Here is a 15,278-nt window from a genome sequence, read left to right on the forward strand (position 1 = left end):
GTGATTTCCTTTCTTTCCCGACGCTTGCCGCTGCCGCCCGCGAGTCGCGCCCAGTGACGCTGCAACTCGCGCTGGCGCAGGTGGCGGCGGAGCTGGCGCTGTTCGCGGCGCTCGGTTTCCTGTTCTTCTCGCTCGACGACCTCGCGGTCGATCTCATCTATTTCGGCCGCGCGCTGTGGCGCTCACTGACGGTCTACCGCCGCCATCCGCGGAGCAATGCGCGAAGCCTCGTCGGCCGCGCGTCCCCGGGCTGGATGGTGGTGATGATCCCGGCCTGGGACGAGGGGGCGGTGATCGGCGACATGCTGCGTTCGACGCTCGCCCGGTTCGACCATGGCGATTACAGCCTGCTGGTCGGCTATTATCGCAACGACCCCGCGACCCGGGTGGCGATCGAGGCGGTCACCGACCCGCGCGTGGTCGCGGTCGAAGTGCCGGTCGACGGTCCGACCACCAAGGCCGACTGCCTCAACCACCTCTACGCCTTCCTGCTCCGCCACGAGGCGGCGCGTGGGCGGCGCGCCCGGGGAATCGTCCTCCACGACGCGGAGGACCTCGTCCATCCGCTCGAGCTTCGCCTGTTCGACAGACTGGTGGGCCGCGCCGGGGTGGTGCAGTTGCCGGTGGTCCCGCTGCCCGACCGGACCAGTCCGTGGATTGGCGGGCATTATTGCGATGAATTCGCCGAGAGCCACGGCAAGGAGCTGGTGGTGCGCGAAGCGGTCGGCGCCGCCATTCCGCTGGCCGGGGTCGGCTGCGCCATCTCGCGCGAGGCCATGGCCCGGCTGCCGGTGGCGCATGACGGCAAGCCCTTCGCCGGCGGGTCGATGACCGAGGATTACGAAATGGGCCTGCGGCTCGGGGCGCTCGGCGAACGGACCATGTTCGTCCGCCTTCCGGCCGAGGCGGGCGAGCCGGGGGTGGTCGCGAGCCGCGGACATTTCCCGGCGACGCTCGGCGCGGCGGTCCGCCAGAAAGCGCGCTGGCTGGGGGGAATCGCCTTTGCAGGCTGGGACCGGCTGGGGTGGCGTGGCGGACTCGGCGAGCGCTGGTTCCGCCTGCGCGACCGGCGCGGGCCACTCGCCGCCTTGCTCCTCCTCGCGGGCTATGTCGCGGCCCTCCTGTGGGGGCAATTGTGGCTCGCGGCACAGCTTGGCGCGCCCAATCCGCCGCAGCCCTCGCCACTGCTGGCGACCCTGCTGCAGGTCAATTTCGTCCTCCTCCTGTGGAGAACCCTCATGCGTATCGGCTTCACCACCCAGCTCTACGGCCTGGGCGAAGGACTTGCCTCGGTGCCGCGGATCGTCGCCGGCAACCTCATCGCCATCCTTGCCGCCGGGCGTGCCTTCGGGCTTCACGCGAAGGGCGGCCCGACGCAATGGGACAAGACCGCGCACGTCTTCCCGACCGAACTAGTGCGGTCGTGAGCGCGCCGCTCCGCTTCCTCGGCCTCGCGATCGTGAGCTATGTCGGGCTGCGTACCGCGAGCAGCGCGCTGGCGCTGCAGCCGATCCCGACCGCGACGCCCCCAGCGTTTCCGGCCGGCGCAACCCAGCAGGCGCAGGCCGAAGTGCCGCTGCCGCCGCCCGGCGTCCCCGCAGACATGGGTCCGCCACCCGGGGCCTATCCGGCGCCTTACGGTTACCCCTATCCCTACGGCTACCCACAGCAGGCCGCGATGGCGGCGCCGATGATGCCGCCGATGCAATATCTGCCCTACCCGGTGCCCGCGATGATGGCGGCCCCGCGCATGCCCCGGGGGCTTTACTATCCCGCACCCTATCCCGTGGCTGCGAGCGAGGCCCCGGCGCGCGCGCCGCGCGACCAGGCGACCGAGCTTGCGAGCTACGAGACGGGCGAAGGCGGCGGCGGGGGCTACGAGCAACCCTCGGCCCCGCTCGACCAGTGGCCGGCGATCGGCACGGTCGGGTCGGTGGCCGCTGCGGGGCTCCAGCGCACGCCCGGTTGGCGAAAAGGGAATGACGACGCCGCGCCGCTCGACACGGTCGCGCCCAAGCGCTGGTCGGTCGATGCCTGGGCGCTGCTCCGGCCGCCGCGGCAGGGCGCGCTCAGCCTGACCGACCCCGGGCGCGGCCTCAATCCCGGGCTCGCCTCGGCGGGCGCGCTCGGCGGAAGCCAGGCCGGTTTGCGGATTACCTGGCGGCCGCTCAACTCGATCGGAGTCCATGTCCGCGCCTCCACCGCCCTGCTCCCGCAAGGACGCGGCGGGCAGACCATGGCCGGCGGCGAAGCGGCACTAGGGCTCAGCTGGCAGCCCTTCCGGCAGATCCCGGTCCGCCTGCTCGCCGAGCGCCGCCAGCGGCTTGGCTCGGCGCTGGGCGGCGGACGCAACGATTTCGCCTTTCTTGCCGAGGGCGGGATCAGCGACCAGCGCCTGCCCTACGGGATCCGGCTCGACGGCTATGGCCAGGCGGGCGTGGTCGGGCTGTCGAGTCGCGACCTGTTCGCCGACGGCGCCTTGACCGCGACCTATCCCTTCATGCCGCGGCTCGCGATCGGCGGCGGGGTCTGGGGCGGGATCCAGCCGGGGCTCTATCGCTTCGATGCGGGACCGCGCCTCAGCTACCAGCGCAGTCCGCGGCTGCGGGTGCATCTCGACTATCGCTTCCGCGCCTTCGGCAATGCCGATCCGGTGAGCGGACCCGCGCTGACGCTCGCGGCCGGTTTCTAGCGTCCCGGCCGGCCGCCCCGAGCCGCCGGCCCCGAGGCCCCCTCCGTCATACCCCAGGGAGGGGGCCTCCCTCGCCTTGCGAGCTCCGAAGATGCGCTTTTGCGCCGCGCCCGCTCTTGTCCTAAAGCCGCGACCGGGTTCGGGAGGAGGCAAAAGGACCGGCATGCGCAAGGGCAACAAGCTCGAAACATTTCCCAATCTCGTCGCGATGTTCCTGGACCGCGTCGAGCAACGGGGGAACACGCCCTTCCTGTGGGCCAAGCGCGGCGGGGCCTGGCAGTCGATCAGCTATGCCGAGGCCGCCCGCCAGGTCGCCGCGCTCTCCGCCAGCCTGCTGCGGATCGGGTGCAAGCCCGGCGACCGGATCATGCTGGTCTCCGAGAACCGCCCCGAATGGCTGATCGCCGACCTCGCGATCATGGCGGCGGGCTGCGTCACGGTGCCGACCTACACCACCAACACCACCCGCGATCACACCCATATCCTCTCCAATTCCGGCGCGCGGGCGGTGATCGTCTCGAGCCAGAAGCTGGCCAAGACGCTGATCCCGGCGGTGCTGTTCTCGTCCGACTGCCACGACGTGATCGGGATCGAGGACATCCGCACCGGACAGCCGGTCAACGGCGCAAAATTCCACCAGTGGGACGAGCTGATCGCCGGCGGCGGAGAGATCGCCGACGTCCGCGCGCGGATTGCCGGGATCGGCCGCGGCGACCTCGCCTGCCTCATCTACACCAGCGGCACCGGCGGCGCGCCGCGCGGGGTCCGCCAGCACCATGGCGCGATCCTCCACAATGTCGCCGCCTGCATCGACGTCATCGCCAACGACTTCGGCTGGGACGACGAGGTGTTCCTCTCCTTCCTCCCCGCCAGCCACGCCTATGAGCATAGCGGCGGGCAGATGTTTCCGATCGGACTCGGCGCGCAAATCTATTTCGCCGAGAGCCTCGAGAAGCTTGCCGCCAACATCGAGGAAGTGCGCCCGACCCTGATGGTGGTCGTGCCGCGGCTGTTCGAGATGCTCCGCCAGCGCATGCTCAAGACGATCGAGAAGCAGGGCGGACTTCCTCAGAAGCTGCTCGACCGGGCGCTCTCGATCGGCAAGCAGCGCTACGAGGAAGGCTCGATCGCGCTCAAGGACTGGCCGGCCGACATGGCGGTCAAGCTGCTCCTCAAGCGCAAGGTCAGCCAGAAGTTCGGCGGCCGGATCAAGGCAATGGTCTCGGGCGGAGCGCCGCTCAATCCCGACGTCGGCCTGTTCTTTCACTCGCTCGGGATCACCATGCTCCAGGGCTATGGCCAGACCGAGGCCGGGCCGGTGATCAGCTGCAACCGGCCCAAGGTCGGGATCCGGATCGAGACGGTCGGCCCGCCGCTGCTCGACACCGAGGTCCGCTTCGCCGAGGACGGCGAGCTGCTGGTCCGCGGCGAGCTAGTGATGCACGGCTACTGGAACAATGACGAGGAGACCGCGCGGGTGCTCAAGGACGGCTGGCTGCACACCGGCGACGTCGGTCATTTCGACGATAGCGGCCGGATCGTCATCACCGACCGCAAGAAGGACCTGATCGTCAACGACAAGGGCGACAACGTCTCGCCGCAGCGGGTCGAGGGGATGTTGACCCTCCAGCCCGAGATCGCCCAGGCGATGGTCTATGGCGACCGCCGTCCGCATCTCGTCGGGCTGCTGGTCCCAGAGCCCGAGCTCGTCACCGAGTGCAAGCGCGACGACGCCGCGATCCGCGCCCGGCTGCAGAAGGCGGTCGACCGGGTCAATGCCGAGCTGAGCGTGGTCGAGAAGGTCCGCCGCTTCATCCTCGCCGACGAGGCCTTCACGGTCGACAACGAGCAGATGACGCCGAGCATGAAGATCCGGCGTCACGTGCTCAAGACCGCCTATGGCGAGCGGCTGGACGCGCTTTACGGCAAGTAGCCCGTCCCGCGCCTAGCGGCGCATGGGTCCCGTATAGGGAACGAAGTCGCCGAGACTGCAGGTGCCGACCGTGAAGCCGTTCAGCGTGTCGACCACCTGCGCGATCTCGCCGCGACAGAGACCCGTTCCGAACTGCTTGGTGAGCAGGGCATAGCCCGGCCGGCCAAGCCCCGAGCAGGGACCGTTCACGTCATTGCGCCAGACCCGGTTCGCGCCGTCACGAAACAGGATGGTGCGCTCGTCGATCACGATCATGTCCTGGCTGCGGAAGCTCGGCAGGCAGGTCTGCGGCTTGCCCGCGACCCGCCCATCGAGCCAGCGCGCCAGCTCCTTCTCGGCATCGGGCGAACGGACATAGGCCTCGCGCGGGGTCGCGCAGGCGACGAGGGCGGCGCTGGCGGCGAGGACGAGGGTGGAGGCGAGGGTCAGGCTGCGCATCTGGGACTTCCCGGCTGGAGGGACTTGGACGAAACGCGCGACGAGGCTGCTCTTTCCTCCCTTAACTAAAGCTGTCCTTCACCGCCCGCAGCCGGGCGAATTCGGCGGCGTCGTGCGCCATCAGGAACGGATTCGTGACGCGCTCCTCGCCGATGGTGACCGGCAGCGTATTCATGTCGCGCGCGCGGGCTTCCTCGACCACCGCCAGCCGCTGCTTCAGCAACTGGTCGCCCGGTCGCTGCGCGACGCAGAAGCGCGCATTGGCAAGCGTATATTCGTGCGCGGGGTAGACGACGACGTCCTCGGGCAGCGCGCGTAGCCGGACCATGTTGCCGTACATCTGCTCGGCCGTGCCCTCGAACAATCGGCCGCAGCCCATGGCGAACAAGGTGTCGCCGATGAACAGCATGCCATTGTCTTCGAAATAATAAGCGATGTGGCCGAGGGTGTGGCCGGGGACTTCCCACACCACCGCCTCGAGCTTGCCCACTCGCACCCGGTCGCCTTCCCGGACCTGGACGTCGATCCCGGGGATCCGGTCGGCCTCGGCGGCGGGACCGGTGATCGTGCAACCGGTCGCTTCCTTGATCCCGGCATTGCCGCCGACATGATCGGGATGCCAGTGGGTGTTGAGGATCTGCCCGACCTCCCAGCCGACGTTGCGGAAGGCATTCAGCACCGGCCCGTCGACCGAAGGATCGATCACCGCCGCCTCGCCGGTCTCGCTGCAGCGCAGGAGCCAGATGTAATTGTCGGTGAGCGCGGGGATGCAGCCGATGTCGAACCGGGGCGCCGCCATTACCAGACGCCCGTGTTCGGCATCGACGCCCAAGGCTCGGCCGGCGCCTGTGCGCCGCCCTTGTTGAGCAGCTCGATCGAGATGTTGTCGGGGGTGCGGACGAACGCCATGCGCCCGTCGCGCGGCGGGCGGTTGATCGTCACCCCAGCGTCCATCAGCCGCTGGCAGGTCTCGTAGATGTCATCGACCTGATAGGCGAGGTGCCCGAAGTTGCGGCCGCCGTCATAGTCCTCGGGGTCCCAATTGTAGGTCAGCTCGACTTCGCCGCCCTCGTCCCCGGGAACGCCGAGGAAGATCAAGGTGAAGCGGCCGCCCTCATTCTCGATCCGGCGGCGCTCCTCGAGTCCGAGCAGCCGGAAGAATTCGATCGTGCGGTCGGGATCGGCGACGCGCAGCATGGTGTGGAGGAATTTCACTGGTCAGTTTCTCCGTCTTGGTCTCCGGCCCCGCCGTCCCCGCTAGCGCGTCGGCTCGCGGCGACAAAGCGCCATCGTCACCTGCTCGAGCAGCGCCAGCTCGCGCGGGGCCGAGAGGCGGTGGGTCCCGCCCTTGACGACCGTCAGCTGGACGTCGTCCGAGACCAGCGCGTCCTTCAGCCGGACCGCGATCTCGAGCGGGACCTCCGCGTCTTGGTCGCCGTGCAGCAGGCGGACGGGGCCGGGGAAGGAAATGCGCCTGTCGAGCCGCCGGTTCCGCTCGCCCGACTGCCAGAAGCCAAGGGTCGTCAGCTCGGCCTCGCCGCCATAGGGATTGGGCCGACGGAGCTCGCCATCGCGAGCGAGCGCCTTCTTGTCTTCGTCCGAATAGCCCCAGTCGGTGAAGTCGGGCGCGGCGGCGATCCCGACCAGCGCCTCGACGCGGGTGCCGAGCGCCTCGGCGAGCAGCAGCATCAGCCACCCGCCCATCGACGAGCCGATCAGGACCAGCGGCCCCTCGGCGAGCGCGGCCACCGCCTCGGCCTCGGCGCGCCAGCGATCGAGCGTGCCGTCCGCGAAGCGCCCCTCGCTCTCGCCGGTGCCGCTATAGTCGAAGCGCAGCAGGCCAAGTCCCTCGCGCTCGGCGAGCGCGTCGAGCGCCTGCGCCTTCGACCCCAGCATGTCCGACGCATAACCGGGCAGGAACAGGATGGTCGGCCCGGTGCCGCGGCGGTGCCGGACGGCGATCCGCCGCCCGTCGTCGAGGGTCAGCCAGGAGGGATCCATCGCCCTCCCTTAGCGCGCTTGTCAGCGGGCGGCGAGACGCTCGAGCGAGGGCGTGAGGGCGAGTTGCTGGCGCGCGCGGACGAGCGCCTCATGGCGGCAGGCGCGGACCGCGCGGCGGCCGGCAGGATCGCTCGCGCTCGCCTCGCCGCACAGTTCGGCGGCGGCCAACCGGACCCGCCGGTCGAGCGCGGCGCGGCCCGCCGCGGTGGCGAGGTCGAGATCGTGGGTGGTGACGGTCATTGCGGCGGGCGCGGCGCTTGCCAGGCCGGACGCGCCGCCCGCGAGGACGGCCAGAACGGCAAAGACGATGGCACTACTCTTCATGGTCCGGCTCCCTGGCGCTGGCATGGCAGCGCTATGCGCCGCCGGTCGGCCTCGCGGGAGCAGCGATGTTGCGTTGCCGTTCTGCGAATTTGCAGAACGAGGCGCCTATTGCTTCGGCATCCAGCCCTTGGGCGCGGTCCCAACCTCGGCCGGCGGGGCGGCGGTCGCGGCGGGCGGTGCGGAGACTCGTCCCGGCCAGGCGACCACGATCACCGCCGCGGCCAGTACCGCAAGGCCGATCATCAGCAGGAAATAGGGAACGACCCCGAGCAGCGGCCGGGCCGGTTCGCCCGGTTGGCCGCGCGGCGAGGTCGGCGTGACCGCACCCTTCACTGCATGGCTGCGTCGGCGGAAACGGCGCGGCGGCCAATAATCTTCGGGGCGGGTCCAGGCCCGCGCTTTCTCGTCGGGAATCGGCATGGTCGTTGGGGGCAACGCACCATATCCGGCTTGGCTTCGCATCCCGGCGCAAAGTCCGGGGTGCCCGTCGCGCTTTGCGGCGGACCGTGTCGTCAGTGCAGCAGCCGCGCCGGCGGGGCCCAGGGCTGGACCGCCGGCCCGGCAGGGTCGTGCATGTGGCGGGCATGGGCTGCGACCAGCAGCAATTCACCGTAGAGCCGGTCCCAGAAGACGTCGCGCACGGCCAGGACGCGTTCCTGCTGGTAAAGGAGGACGCTGGCGCGGCCCTGCTCGTCGACCAGCCGCAGCCGCAACGGCCAGTCACTCTGGCTTTCCTCGTCCGCCAGCCGACCGTGATCGGCCAGCCAGGCGTTGAGCAGGAAGCCGGCGATGAGGTCGAGCCCCAGGCCGTCGAGCAGGATCACGGGGTGCTCGGGTCGGCCGGGGTCGCTCAGCCGGCCGATCGGCGCCGCCGTGCCCGGCTCGCGGTCGAGCACGATCCGCAGGCGGCCGCCCACGGGATGGATGATGTCACGCACGCGCATGGGTCGGGTCCCTGTGCAGCAAGGATGGAGCGGGGAAACAGGAAGGGCCGGAGTGATCCGAAAACCGCCCCGGCCCACCCGTCACCAGCTCGGGGCTGGCGAAGCTTTCGAGAAAGCCTAGCGGAACAGGGACATGATCGCCTGCGGCGCCTGGTTGGCGATCGACAGCGCCTGGATGCCCAGCTGCTGCTTGACCTGGAGGGCCTGCAGCTTGGCGCTTTCCTTGGCGAGGTCGGCGTCGACTAGATTGCCCACCGAGGCCTCGACGACGTCGCTAAGCTTGCTCGAGCCCAGCAGCTCGCGCAATATTCGCAGGTCGAGCAGTCGCTCCAGCAGACCTCGGTGCTGAAGGACATTCTCGCCCGGCTGGGCGGGGACGACCTCACCCGCGCGGGCACGCTGATCGGGCGCACTGCGGAGTTTGACAGCTCGGTCTCGGGCCTCTCCACCGACCGGCCGGCCGAATGGCGCTGGAGCTTCGCCCGCGCGCCGCAGTCGCTGACGGCCGAAATTCTCGACAGCAGCGGCACGGTCGTCGCCCGGCCCGCCGTTGCGCTCGACGCCAGCGGGACGCTGCAGTGGGACGGCCGGCTCGCCGACGGCAGCCGCGCGCCCGACGGCGCCTATGTGCTGCGCTTGAGCGCCAGGGACAGCGCCGGGACGGCCTTGGCGGCCGACATGACCAGCCTCGGCCGGATCCAGGAAGTGATGAGCCGGGAGGGCGAATTGTGGGCCGGCTTCGGCAGCGTCGCACTGCCGCTCGCCAAGCTGGTCTGGATTGCCGCCTGAGCGGGACACGAAAAAGGGGCCGGCCGGATCGTCACCGGCCGGCCCCCTTCCTGATGCCTGCGATCAGAAGCCGATGCGGACGCCGACCTGGCCGCTGACTTCGTTGCCTTGGTCCTTGCCGGCGGTGGTGCTGGCGACGACGTCGAGCTGGACCGCATTGGTGATGCGGGCCGAGGCACCGCCGGTGAAGCGGGTGTAGATGCCCTGGTCGCGCTTGCCCGCGTCGAAGTGGTTGACGATCGTCGGCGAGGCCGTCTGCGCGAAATCGAGCGTGCGGCTGTCGCCCTTCAGGTCCTTCTCGACCATCGCCGAAGCGAACGGACGGAGCGCGGTGCCAGCAGCGTTGAAGTCGCCGCGAAGCTCGAGCCCGGCGCCGCCGACCAGCGCTTCGTAGCGCTGCTTGCCGACATTGAGGCTGAGCGCCCCGTCGCCATTCTCGGTGTAGCCGTCGACCTTGGCGCGGGCATAGTCGAGCGCGACCACCGGGCCGACCCGGACCGGGCCGAGCGGGGCGAGGAAGCCGGCCTTGGCACCCGCCACGATGTGGCTGCCGTTGGGGCTGGCGTCGAGATTGCCGACGACTCCCGAGCGACGGATGTCATAGTCGGTGCGGCCGCCGCCGGCGTGGCCCTGGATGAACACCGGGCCGAGCGAATAAGCGGCGTAGACGCCGGCCTGCCAGGTCTTGGCCTCCACCCGCGCGCTGTCGACGCCGAACTTGGCGCGCCCCTTGCTGTAACTGCCGGCGATGCCGACGAGGCCGTTGCCGCCGAAGCCCGCCTCGGCGCCGACCGTGCCGCCGACGCTGTCGATGTCGAACTGGTCGGTGACGTCGCTCATGCCGACGTCACGGCTGAAGCTGTCGCCGACCGCGAACAGGCGGACGCCCTCGAGCACCTCGCCGTCGCGCGGACTGCCGACGTCCATGCGGCTGTTGAGCGTGCGGCCGAACTGGCGCGCGGTGTCGAGCCCGAGGTCGCTGGTGGCACCGATGTTGAGCGGGGCCTGGAGCTGGCGCTGGACATACTGGCCGACGATCTTGAAGCCATCCGAGCTGAGGTGGAGGTTGTCGACGTAGAACAGGTAGCCCGCGCAGCCCGAGCCGATGTTGGCGGTCGTCGGCGCGCAGGTGACGCCGTTGGGAACGCCGTAAGCCGCCGGATTGGCCTGGATCGACTGCAGCACCTTGGTGAGGTCGAGGTAATGGACGATCACGCCATTGTTGGCATAGCCCGCCAGCATCGACTGGAGCGCGCTGTTGTAGGTCGTCGAGAAGGTGTTGCGGACCGCCTGCGCGGCCGGGTTGGCCGCGACCTCGGGCAGCAGCGCGGTGTTCCCGGCGAGAAAGCTGATGGTCGGCGCGCCAGCCGCGACCAGTCGGTCGAGCTGGGTGCGCGCGGCCGAAATCGCGTCGTTGACCGTCAGGCTGCCGTAGAAGCCCTGCTGGAAGTAGCGCGCGTCGTTGCCGCCGATCGAGACGGTGACGAGGTCGCCCTTGCCGAAGGTCGGAGCGCCGTTCGGAAAGGCCGGGAGCTGGGTCCCGACGTTGAGGAAATTGTCGACCTGGAGCTGGAGGTCGAAGGTCGTCGCCGGGGCGCCGCGCACCGCGGTCGCGCCGCCGATGGCGAAATTCTCGACCGGCGCGCCGAGCAGGAAGGACAGGGTATCGACATAGTTGGTGCCGCCCGAGAAGCGGCCCGTCTTGTAGATGCCGCTCTGGAAGGTCGCCGGGTTGAGCCCGGTCAGCTCGAACAGGTTGCCGTCGTCGGCATAGCTGTCGCCGAAGGTGACGATGCGGTCGATCCGCTGGGCCGACGCCGGCGTGGCGGCGGCAACGGCGACAAGCGCAGTGGCCCCAAGCAGGGCGCGAGCGCCAAGACGCTGAATCATGTGAATTTTCCTCCCCGGCTCGAGAGCGTGAGCCACGACCGTGGCTATGCCCCGCGTGACCCAAAAATGACAAGTGGCCGCACGGCCACAGTCGGGCGCTCAGATGCCGAGCGCGCGGGCCGAGTCGGCGTCTAGGAGATCGTGGGTCTCGGGGTGCCGCGCCATGTACTTGGCGTAGAAGGAACAGCGCGGCGCCACCTTCAGCCCCTGCTCCCGCGCCCAGTCGAGCGAGGCCCGGGCGATCGCCGAGGCGAGGCCCTGCCCTTCGTGCGCCGGCGGGACGACCGTATGCGGGAAAGCGACCAGGCCCGGCAACAGGCGATATTCGGCGAAGGCCACCTGGCCATCGTCGAGCGCGATCTCGAAGCGGTGCGCGGCCTCGTTGTTGACGACCTTCATCGGCGCTCCTTGCCCAGCCGGCTCATGAGGATCGCGGCGCGCGTCGCCTGCCGGGTGATCGACGGGATGTCGAGCCACTCGTCGTCACTGTGAGTGCCGCCTCCGCCCGGCCCGAAGCCGACCAGCCCGGCGGCGACATCGGCGGCGACGAAGCTGATGTCCCCGGCACCGCGACGAATGGGGTCGAGCGGCTCCTGGCTGTCGAGCCCCAGGTCGCGATTGACCAGGTTGAGGCGGGCGAGCAGCGCGCGATTGGCGTCGGTCGCGGCCATCGGCGGATAGCCCGGCTCGAATTCTAGATTGGCCTCGCTGACCCCGCCGAGGCGCGCGGCGACGATTGCCCGCATGCGTGCCTGCGCCCGCTCCAGCTGCGCCGGGTCGAGGACCCGCAAGTCGCCCTTGGCGACAGCCTCGCTGGCAATGATGTTGGTCTTGCCCTCGACCGCGGCGCGGATCCCGCCGGGTTCGAGCTTTGCGGAGGTGCCGCCCGCGATCATTCCGACGTTGAGGGTCAGTCCCGGCTCGGTGACGTCCTTCCGGAAGGCGTCGACGATTCGCGCCAGTTCATAATTGGCGCCAAATCCGCTTCCCGCGGTTCCGACCGCACTCGAATGCCCGCCTCTGGCTTTCACGACGAGCTGCCAGTCGGTGATCGAGCGGCGTGAGATTCCGCCCATGTCGCGTTCGCCGTCACGCGCCATCGGCTCGAAATCGAGCGCCACATCACTGGCCTTGCCGGCGGCGATGAGGTCGCCGCGCGCCATGGCCAGCGGCATGCCGGGATCCTCCTCGTCGCCGGTCAGGAAGACCGTGACGTTGGTCTGCTGGAGCGTTCCCGCCGCCTTCATCGCGCGCAGGGCGGCGACGATGACGGCAATCCCGCCCTTGTTGTCGGTCGCCCCCGGTCCACGAACCTCGTCGCCGTCACGAACCCAGCGCTGGAACGGCGAAGCGGGTTCGAACACCGTGTCGAGATGGCTGATGAGCAGCAGCCGCTTGGTCCCGCGCTTGCCGGTGTGGCTCGCGACCAGGTGTCCGGCGCGCCCGGTCTGGCGGAGCGGGATCCAGCGGACCGCGAAACCCAAGGGCTCGAGCTCGGCGCGGACCATCGCCGCGACCTTTTCCACCCCGTCGGGATTCTGGCTGCCGCTGTTCTGGTTCACCATCCGCTCGAGGAGCGACAGCGTCCGGTCCTGTTCGGCGGCGACGGTCGCCTGCATGGTGCGCTCCGCGGGCGTCAACTGCGCCAACGCGGGCGCGGCCAGCATCAGCGCGAAGCTCGCGAGAAGCGCCCTCACCCGACCACCACGCCGCGGCACTCGCCGAGGCCGATCGACACATATCCCGGCGCCTCGGCGCGCCCCCGCAGGATCAGCTCGTCGCCATCCTCGAGGAAGGCGCGCTGTTCGCCCGACGGCAGGGTCAGCGGTGCCTTCCCGCCTTGGCTGATCTCGAGCAGCGAGCCCAGCCCGTCGGCCGAAGCGGTCGACAGCGTCCCCGTCCCGATGAGGTCGCCGGGCTGGAGGTTGCAGCCGTTGGCGCTGTGGTGGGTGACGATCTGCTCGACCGTCCAGTACATCGCCTCGGCGGCGACGCCCCGGCTCAGGCGGTGTGGCTTGGTCCCCGCTTCGCGCATGGTCGCGGTGGACAGATAGGCTTCCACAGTCAGCCCTAGCCCCGGGGCGTCGCTTCCCCCGGCGAGATAATCGAGCGGGGCGGGGTCGCCATCGGGCCGGGCGAAGGGCGCGGTCATGAACGGTGCCATGGCCTCGGGGGTCACCACGAACGGCGAGACGCTGGTCAGGAAGTTCTTGGCGAGGAACGGTCCGAGCGGCTGATATTCCCATGCTTGGAGGTCACGCGCCGACCAGTCGTTGAGCAGGCAATAGCCCGCAACATGAGATGCCGCCTCGTCGATCGGGATCGGCTGGCCCAGCGCATTGCCCGGCCCGATCCAGACCCCGAGCTCGAGCTCGTAATCGAGGCGCCGCGAGGGCCCGAACACGGGTGTTTCGGCTTCGGGCGGCTTGCGCTGGCCCGACGGGCGGATCACGGGTTCGCCGGACACGCGCACGCTCGACGCGCGGCCGTGATAGCCGATCGGCACATATTTGTAGTTGGGCAGGAGCGGATTGTCGGGACGGAACTGCCTGCCGACATTGGTCGCGTGATGGATGCCGACGTAGAAATCGGTGTAGTCGCCGACCAGCGTCGGCAGGTGCATCGTCGCTTCCGACTGGCCGATCAGCGCCGCCTCGATGACGTCGCGATGCGAAACGTCACCAAGCAGCTCCGACAGACGGTGCCGAAGCGCAACGCGCGCATCCCGGCCGAGCGCGAGAAAACCGTTCAGGACCGGACTTGCGAGTTCCTCCACCCACGCCTCGCCGAGCGCTTCGGCGATCGCGGGCAGGTCGAGCAGGAAGTCGCCGATCGCGACGCCCGCGCGGCGCTCAAGCCCTTCGCTCGAGAAGATGCACAAGGGCAGGTTCTGGATCGGGAAATCGGGATGCCCATCGGCACCCTCGACCCACGAGCGGAGGGCGGGGTCATGCGTATGGTCGATGGTCATGGGAGTCGCGCTTTCGGGAAATCGGCCCAGGCGAGGTCATAGTCGGGCTGGGCCCGGCCGAGCGCCTCGGCGGTGACCTCGAACGGCCAGCAGCTCTCGACCATGAAGGCCATGGTGCCGTCGATCTTGGCGGGTTTGAGTTCGGCCTCGCTCGCCTTCTTCCAGCTTTCGACGTCGGGGCCGTGGCCGCTCATCATGTTGTGGAGCGACAGCCCGCCCGGGCGGAACCCGTCGGCCTTGGCATCATATTCGCCGGTCAGCAGGCCCATGCATTCGCTCATCACGTTGCGGTGGAACCACGGCGGGCGGAAGGTGTCCTCCGCGACCATCCAGCGTGGCGGGAAGATGACGAAGTCGGCATTGGCCCGGCCGATCATCCCCGAGGGCGAGGTCAGGACGGTGAAGATCGACGGATCGGGATGGTCGAAGCTGACCGTTCCGATCGTGTTGAAGTGCGACAAATCGTAGCGATAGGGCGCGAGATTGCCGTGCCATGCGACGACGTCGAGCGGCGAGTGGTCGAGCGTCGTCACCCACAATTTGCCGCCATATTTCTGGATGACCTGGGTCGGCTCGTCGCGGTCCTCGAACCATGCCACCGGCGTTTCGAAGTCGCGCGGATTGGCAAGGCCGTTGGCGCCGATCGGCCCGAGATCGGGCAGCCGGAAGGGCGCGCCGTAATTCTCCGTCAGATAACCCCGCGCCGCACCCTCGGGCAGCAGCACCTTGAAGCGCACCCCGCGCGGCACCACCGCGATCTGGCCCGGCGCGATGTCGATCCGGCCCAGTTCGGTGAGAAGCTCGAGCCGGCCCTGCTGCGGCAGGAACAAGAGCTCGCCGTCGGCCGAGAAGAACACGCGGTCCGCGCGCTCGGCATTGGCGGCGTAGAGGTGGAGCGCGACGCCATCGAGCTCGTTCGGGGCGCGGTTGAAGACCGCGGTCGTCAGCGAATCGATGAAATCGGTCCCTGCCGCCGCGTCGGGGATGGGATCCCAGCGCAGCCGGTTCGGCGCCAGCGCCCCATCTTTCTCGCAGCGCAGCCGGGGGGCGCCGTCATAAGCGACGAACGGCCGATGGTCGGCGGTCGGCCGGAGCCGGTAGAGCCAGCTCCGCCGGTTCTCGTGCCGGGGCATGGTGAAGGCGGTGCCCGACAATTGCTCGGTATAGAGGCCGAAGGCCGGCCGCTGCGGGCTGTTGCGCCCCTTGGGGAGCGCGCCCGGTACGGCTTCGGTCGCGACATGCCCGCCGAAGCCCGGCAGGTAGGCGGGGGAGGAGGTCGTCAGCATTCCCCTGCTC

The 15,278-nt window shown here is 69.5% G+C and carries 16 protein-coding genes and 1 pseudogene; 4 read left to right on the plus strand and 13 right to left on the minus strand.

Annotation, left to right across the window (positions count from 1 at the left end):
* The first annotated feature begins 53 nt into the window (after positions 1 to 53).
* From BS69_RS0108115 to BS69_RS0108125, 3 genes are all read left to right on the plus strand, one after another.
* Positions 54 to 1,427, plus strand: coding sequence for a glycosyl transferase family protein (locus BS69_RS0108115; RefSeq protein WP_051676640.1), 1,374 nt, complete (start codon positions 54 to 56; stop codon positions 1,425 to 1,427).
* Positions 1,424 to 2,692, plus strand: a complete 1,269-nt coding sequence (locus BS69_RS13710) for a hypothetical protein (protein WP_051676641.1) — start codon at positions 1,424 to 1,426, stop codon at positions 2,690 to 2,692. Before BS69_RS0108115 ends, BS69_RS13710 begins: the two co-directional genes overlap by 4 nt.
* A 163-nt stretch (positions 2,693 to 2,855) precedes the next feature.
* A complete protein-coding gene (locus BS69_RS0108125; RefSeq protein WP_029941457.1) occupies positions 2,856 to 4,625 on the plus strand; it encodes an AMP-dependent synthetase/ligase in 1,770 nt (589 codons plus the stop codon).
* Between the two features lie 12 nt (positions 4,626 to 4,637).
* On the opposite strand, the gene BS69_RS0108130 is transcribed toward BS69_RS0108125, so the two are convergent.
* The 8 genes and pseudogenes from BS69_RS0108130 to BS69_RS0108165 all read right to left on the minus strand — a co-directional run.
* A complete protein-coding gene (locus tag BS69_RS0108130) occupies positions 4,638 to 5,063 on the minus strand; it encodes a hypothetical protein (protein ID WP_029941458.1) in 426 nt (141 codons plus the stop codon).
* 61 nt (positions 5,064 to 5,124) lie between these two features.
* Positions 5,125 to 5,862, minus strand: a complete 738-nt coding sequence (gloB, locus tag BS69_RS0108135; protein WP_029941459.1) for a hydroxyacylglutathione hydrolase — start codon at positions 5,860 to 5,862, stop codon at positions 5,125 to 5,127.
* Positions 5,862 to 6,278 carry a VOC family protein gene (locus BS69_RS0108140; protein WP_029941460.1) on the minus strand — a complete coding sequence of 139 codons (417 nt, stop codon included), beginning with the start codon at positions 6,276 to 6,278 and terminating at the stop codon, positions 5,862 to 5,864. Before BS69_RS0108140 ends, gloB begins: the two co-directional genes overlap by 1 nt.
* A gap of 42 nt (positions 6,279 to 6,320) precedes the next feature.
* Positions 6,321 to 7,064: an alpha/beta fold hydrolase gene (locus tag BS69_RS0108145; RefSeq protein ID WP_029941461.1), complete on the minus strand. Its 744-nt coding sequence runs from the start codon at positions 7,062 to 7,064 to the stop codon at positions 6,321 to 6,323.
* A gap of 21 nt (positions 7,065 to 7,085) precedes the next feature.
* Positions 7,086 to 7,388 carry a UrcA family protein gene (locus BS69_RS0108150; protein ID WP_029941462.1) on the minus strand — a complete coding sequence of 101 codons (303 nt, stop codon included), beginning with the start codon at positions 7,386 to 7,388 and terminating at the stop codon, positions 7,086 to 7,088.
* Positions 7,389 to 7,493: 105 nt separating this feature from the next.
* The gene (locus tag BS69_RS0108155) at positions 7,494 to 7,808 is read right to left on the minus strand and encodes a hypothetical protein (protein WP_029941463.1); all 315 of its coding nucleotides are present in this window, start codon (positions 7,806 to 7,808) and stop codon (positions 7,494 to 7,496) included.
* 92 nt (positions 7,809 to 7,900) lie between these two features.
* Positions 7,901 to 8,332: a hypothetical protein gene (locus BS69_RS0108160; RefSeq protein WP_029941464.1), complete on the minus strand. Its 432-nt coding sequence runs from the start codon at positions 8,330 to 8,332 to the stop codon at positions 7,901 to 7,903.
* Between the two features lie 117 nt (positions 8,333 to 8,449).
* Positions 8,450 to 8,623 (minus strand): annotated as a pseudogene (locus BS69_RS0108165) (flagellin); the annotation flags it as partial.
* Positions 8,624 to 8,674: 51 nt separating this feature from the next.
* On the opposite strand from BS69_RS0108165, the gene BS69_RS0108170 reads away from it, so the two are divergent.
* Entirely contained in the window at positions 8,675 to 9,121 is a 447-nt protein-coding gene (locus BS69_RS0108170) for a flagellar hook assembly protein FlgD (protein ID WP_051676642.1), read from the plus strand.
* A 63-nt stretch (positions 9,122 to 9,184) separates the two neighbouring features.
* On the opposite strand, the gene BS69_RS0108175 is transcribed toward BS69_RS0108170, so the two are convergent.
* The 5 genes from BS69_RS0108175 to hmgA all read right to left on the minus strand — a co-directional run bounded on the left by BS69_RS0108175 (position 9,185) and on the right by hmgA (position 15,268).
* On the minus strand, positions 9,185 to 11,011 hold the full coding sequence (locus BS69_RS0108175; protein ID WP_029941467.1) for an autotransporter outer membrane beta-barrel domain-containing protein: 1,827 nt from the start codon (positions 11,009 to 11,011) through the stop codon (positions 9,185 to 9,187).
* A 99-nt stretch (positions 11,012 to 11,110) separates the two neighbouring features.
* Complete coding sequence (locus BS69_RS0108180; RefSeq protein ID WP_029941468.1) at positions 11,111 to 11,410, minus strand: GNAT family N-acetyltransferase; 300 nt, start codon at positions 11,408 to 11,410, stop codon at positions 11,111 to 11,113.
* Positions 11,407 to 12,708 (minus strand): M20/M25/M40 family metallo-hydrolase, encoded by a 1,302-nt coding sequence (locus tag BS69_RS0108185; RefSeq protein ID WP_029941469.1) that lies wholly within the window; start codon positions 12,706 to 12,708, stop codon positions 11,407 to 11,409. The genes BS69_RS0108180 and BS69_RS0108185 overlap by 4 nt, the downstream gene beginning before the upstream one ends.
* The gene (gene fahA / locus BS69_RS0108190; RefSeq protein WP_029941470.1) at positions 12,705 to 13,982 is read right to left on the minus strand and encodes a fumarylacetoacetase; all 1,278 of its coding nucleotides are present in this window, start codon (positions 13,980 to 13,982) and stop codon (positions 12,705 to 12,707) included. The genes BS69_RS0108185 and fahA overlap by 4 nt, the downstream gene beginning before the upstream one ends.
* On the minus strand, positions 13,979 to 15,268 hold the full coding sequence (hmgA, locus tag BS69_RS0108195) for a homogentisate 1,2-dioxygenase (protein ID WP_029941471.1): 1,290 nt from the start codon (positions 15,266 to 15,268) through the stop codon (positions 13,979 to 13,981). The genes fahA and hmgA overlap by 4 nt, the downstream gene beginning before the upstream one ends.
* Positions 15,269 to 15,278 lie beyond the last annotated feature (10 nt).

Origin of the sequence: Sphingomonas astaxanthinifaciens DSM 22298, from assembly GCF_000711715.1 — a bacterium.
GTDB classification, from domain to species: Bacteria; Pseudomonadota; Alphaproteobacteria; order Sphingomonadales; family Sphingomonadaceae; genus Sphingomicrobium; species Sphingomicrobium astaxanthinifaciens_A.

Bases quoted from the DNA above. Each gene is read 5' to 3' on its own strand.
- BS69_RS0108180 (WP_029941468.1), bottom strand. From the start codon at position 11,410: ATGAAGGTCGTCAACAACGAGGCCGCGCACCGCTTCGAGATCGCGCTC.
- fahA (WP_029941470.1), bottom strand. From the start codon at position 13,982: ATGACCATCGACCATACGCATGACCCCGCCCTCCGCTCGTGGGTCGAG.
- BS69_RS0108145 (WP_029941461.1), bottom strand. From the start codon at position 7,064: ATGGATCCCTCCTGGCTGACCCTCGACGACGGGCGGCGGATCGCCGTC.
- BS69_RS0108175 (WP_029941467.1), bottom strand. From the start codon at position 11,011: ATGATTCAGCGTCTTGGCGCTCGCGCCCTGCTTGGGGCCACTGCGCTT.
- BS69_RS0108160 (WP_029941464.1), bottom strand. From the start codon at position 8,332: ATGCGCGTGCGTGACATCATCCATCCCGTGGGCGGCCGCCTGCGGATC.
- hmgA (WP_029941471.1), bottom strand. From the start codon at position 15,268: ATGCTGACGACCTCCTCCCCCGCCTACCTGCCGGGCTTCGGCGGGCAT.
- BS69_RS0108125 (WP_029941457.1), top strand. From the start codon at position 2,856: ATGCGCAAGGGCAACAAGCTCGAAACATTTCCCAATCTCGTCGCGATG.
- gloB (WP_029941459.1), bottom strand. From the start codon at position 5,862: ATGGCGGCGCCCCGGTTCGACATCGGCTGCATCCCCGCGCTCACCGAC.
- BS69_RS0108130 (WP_029941458.1), bottom strand. From the start codon at position 5,063: ATGCGCAGCCTGACCCTCGCCTCCACCCTCGTCCTCGCCGCCAGCGCC.
- BS69_RS0108150 (WP_029941462.1), bottom strand. From the start codon at position 7,388: ATGAAGAGTAGTGCCATCGTCTTTGCCGTTCTGGCCGTCCTCGCGGGC.
- BS69_RS0108155 (WP_029941463.1), bottom strand. From the start codon at position 7,808: ATGCCGATTCCCGACGAGAAAGCGCGGGCCTGGACCCGCCCCGAAGAT.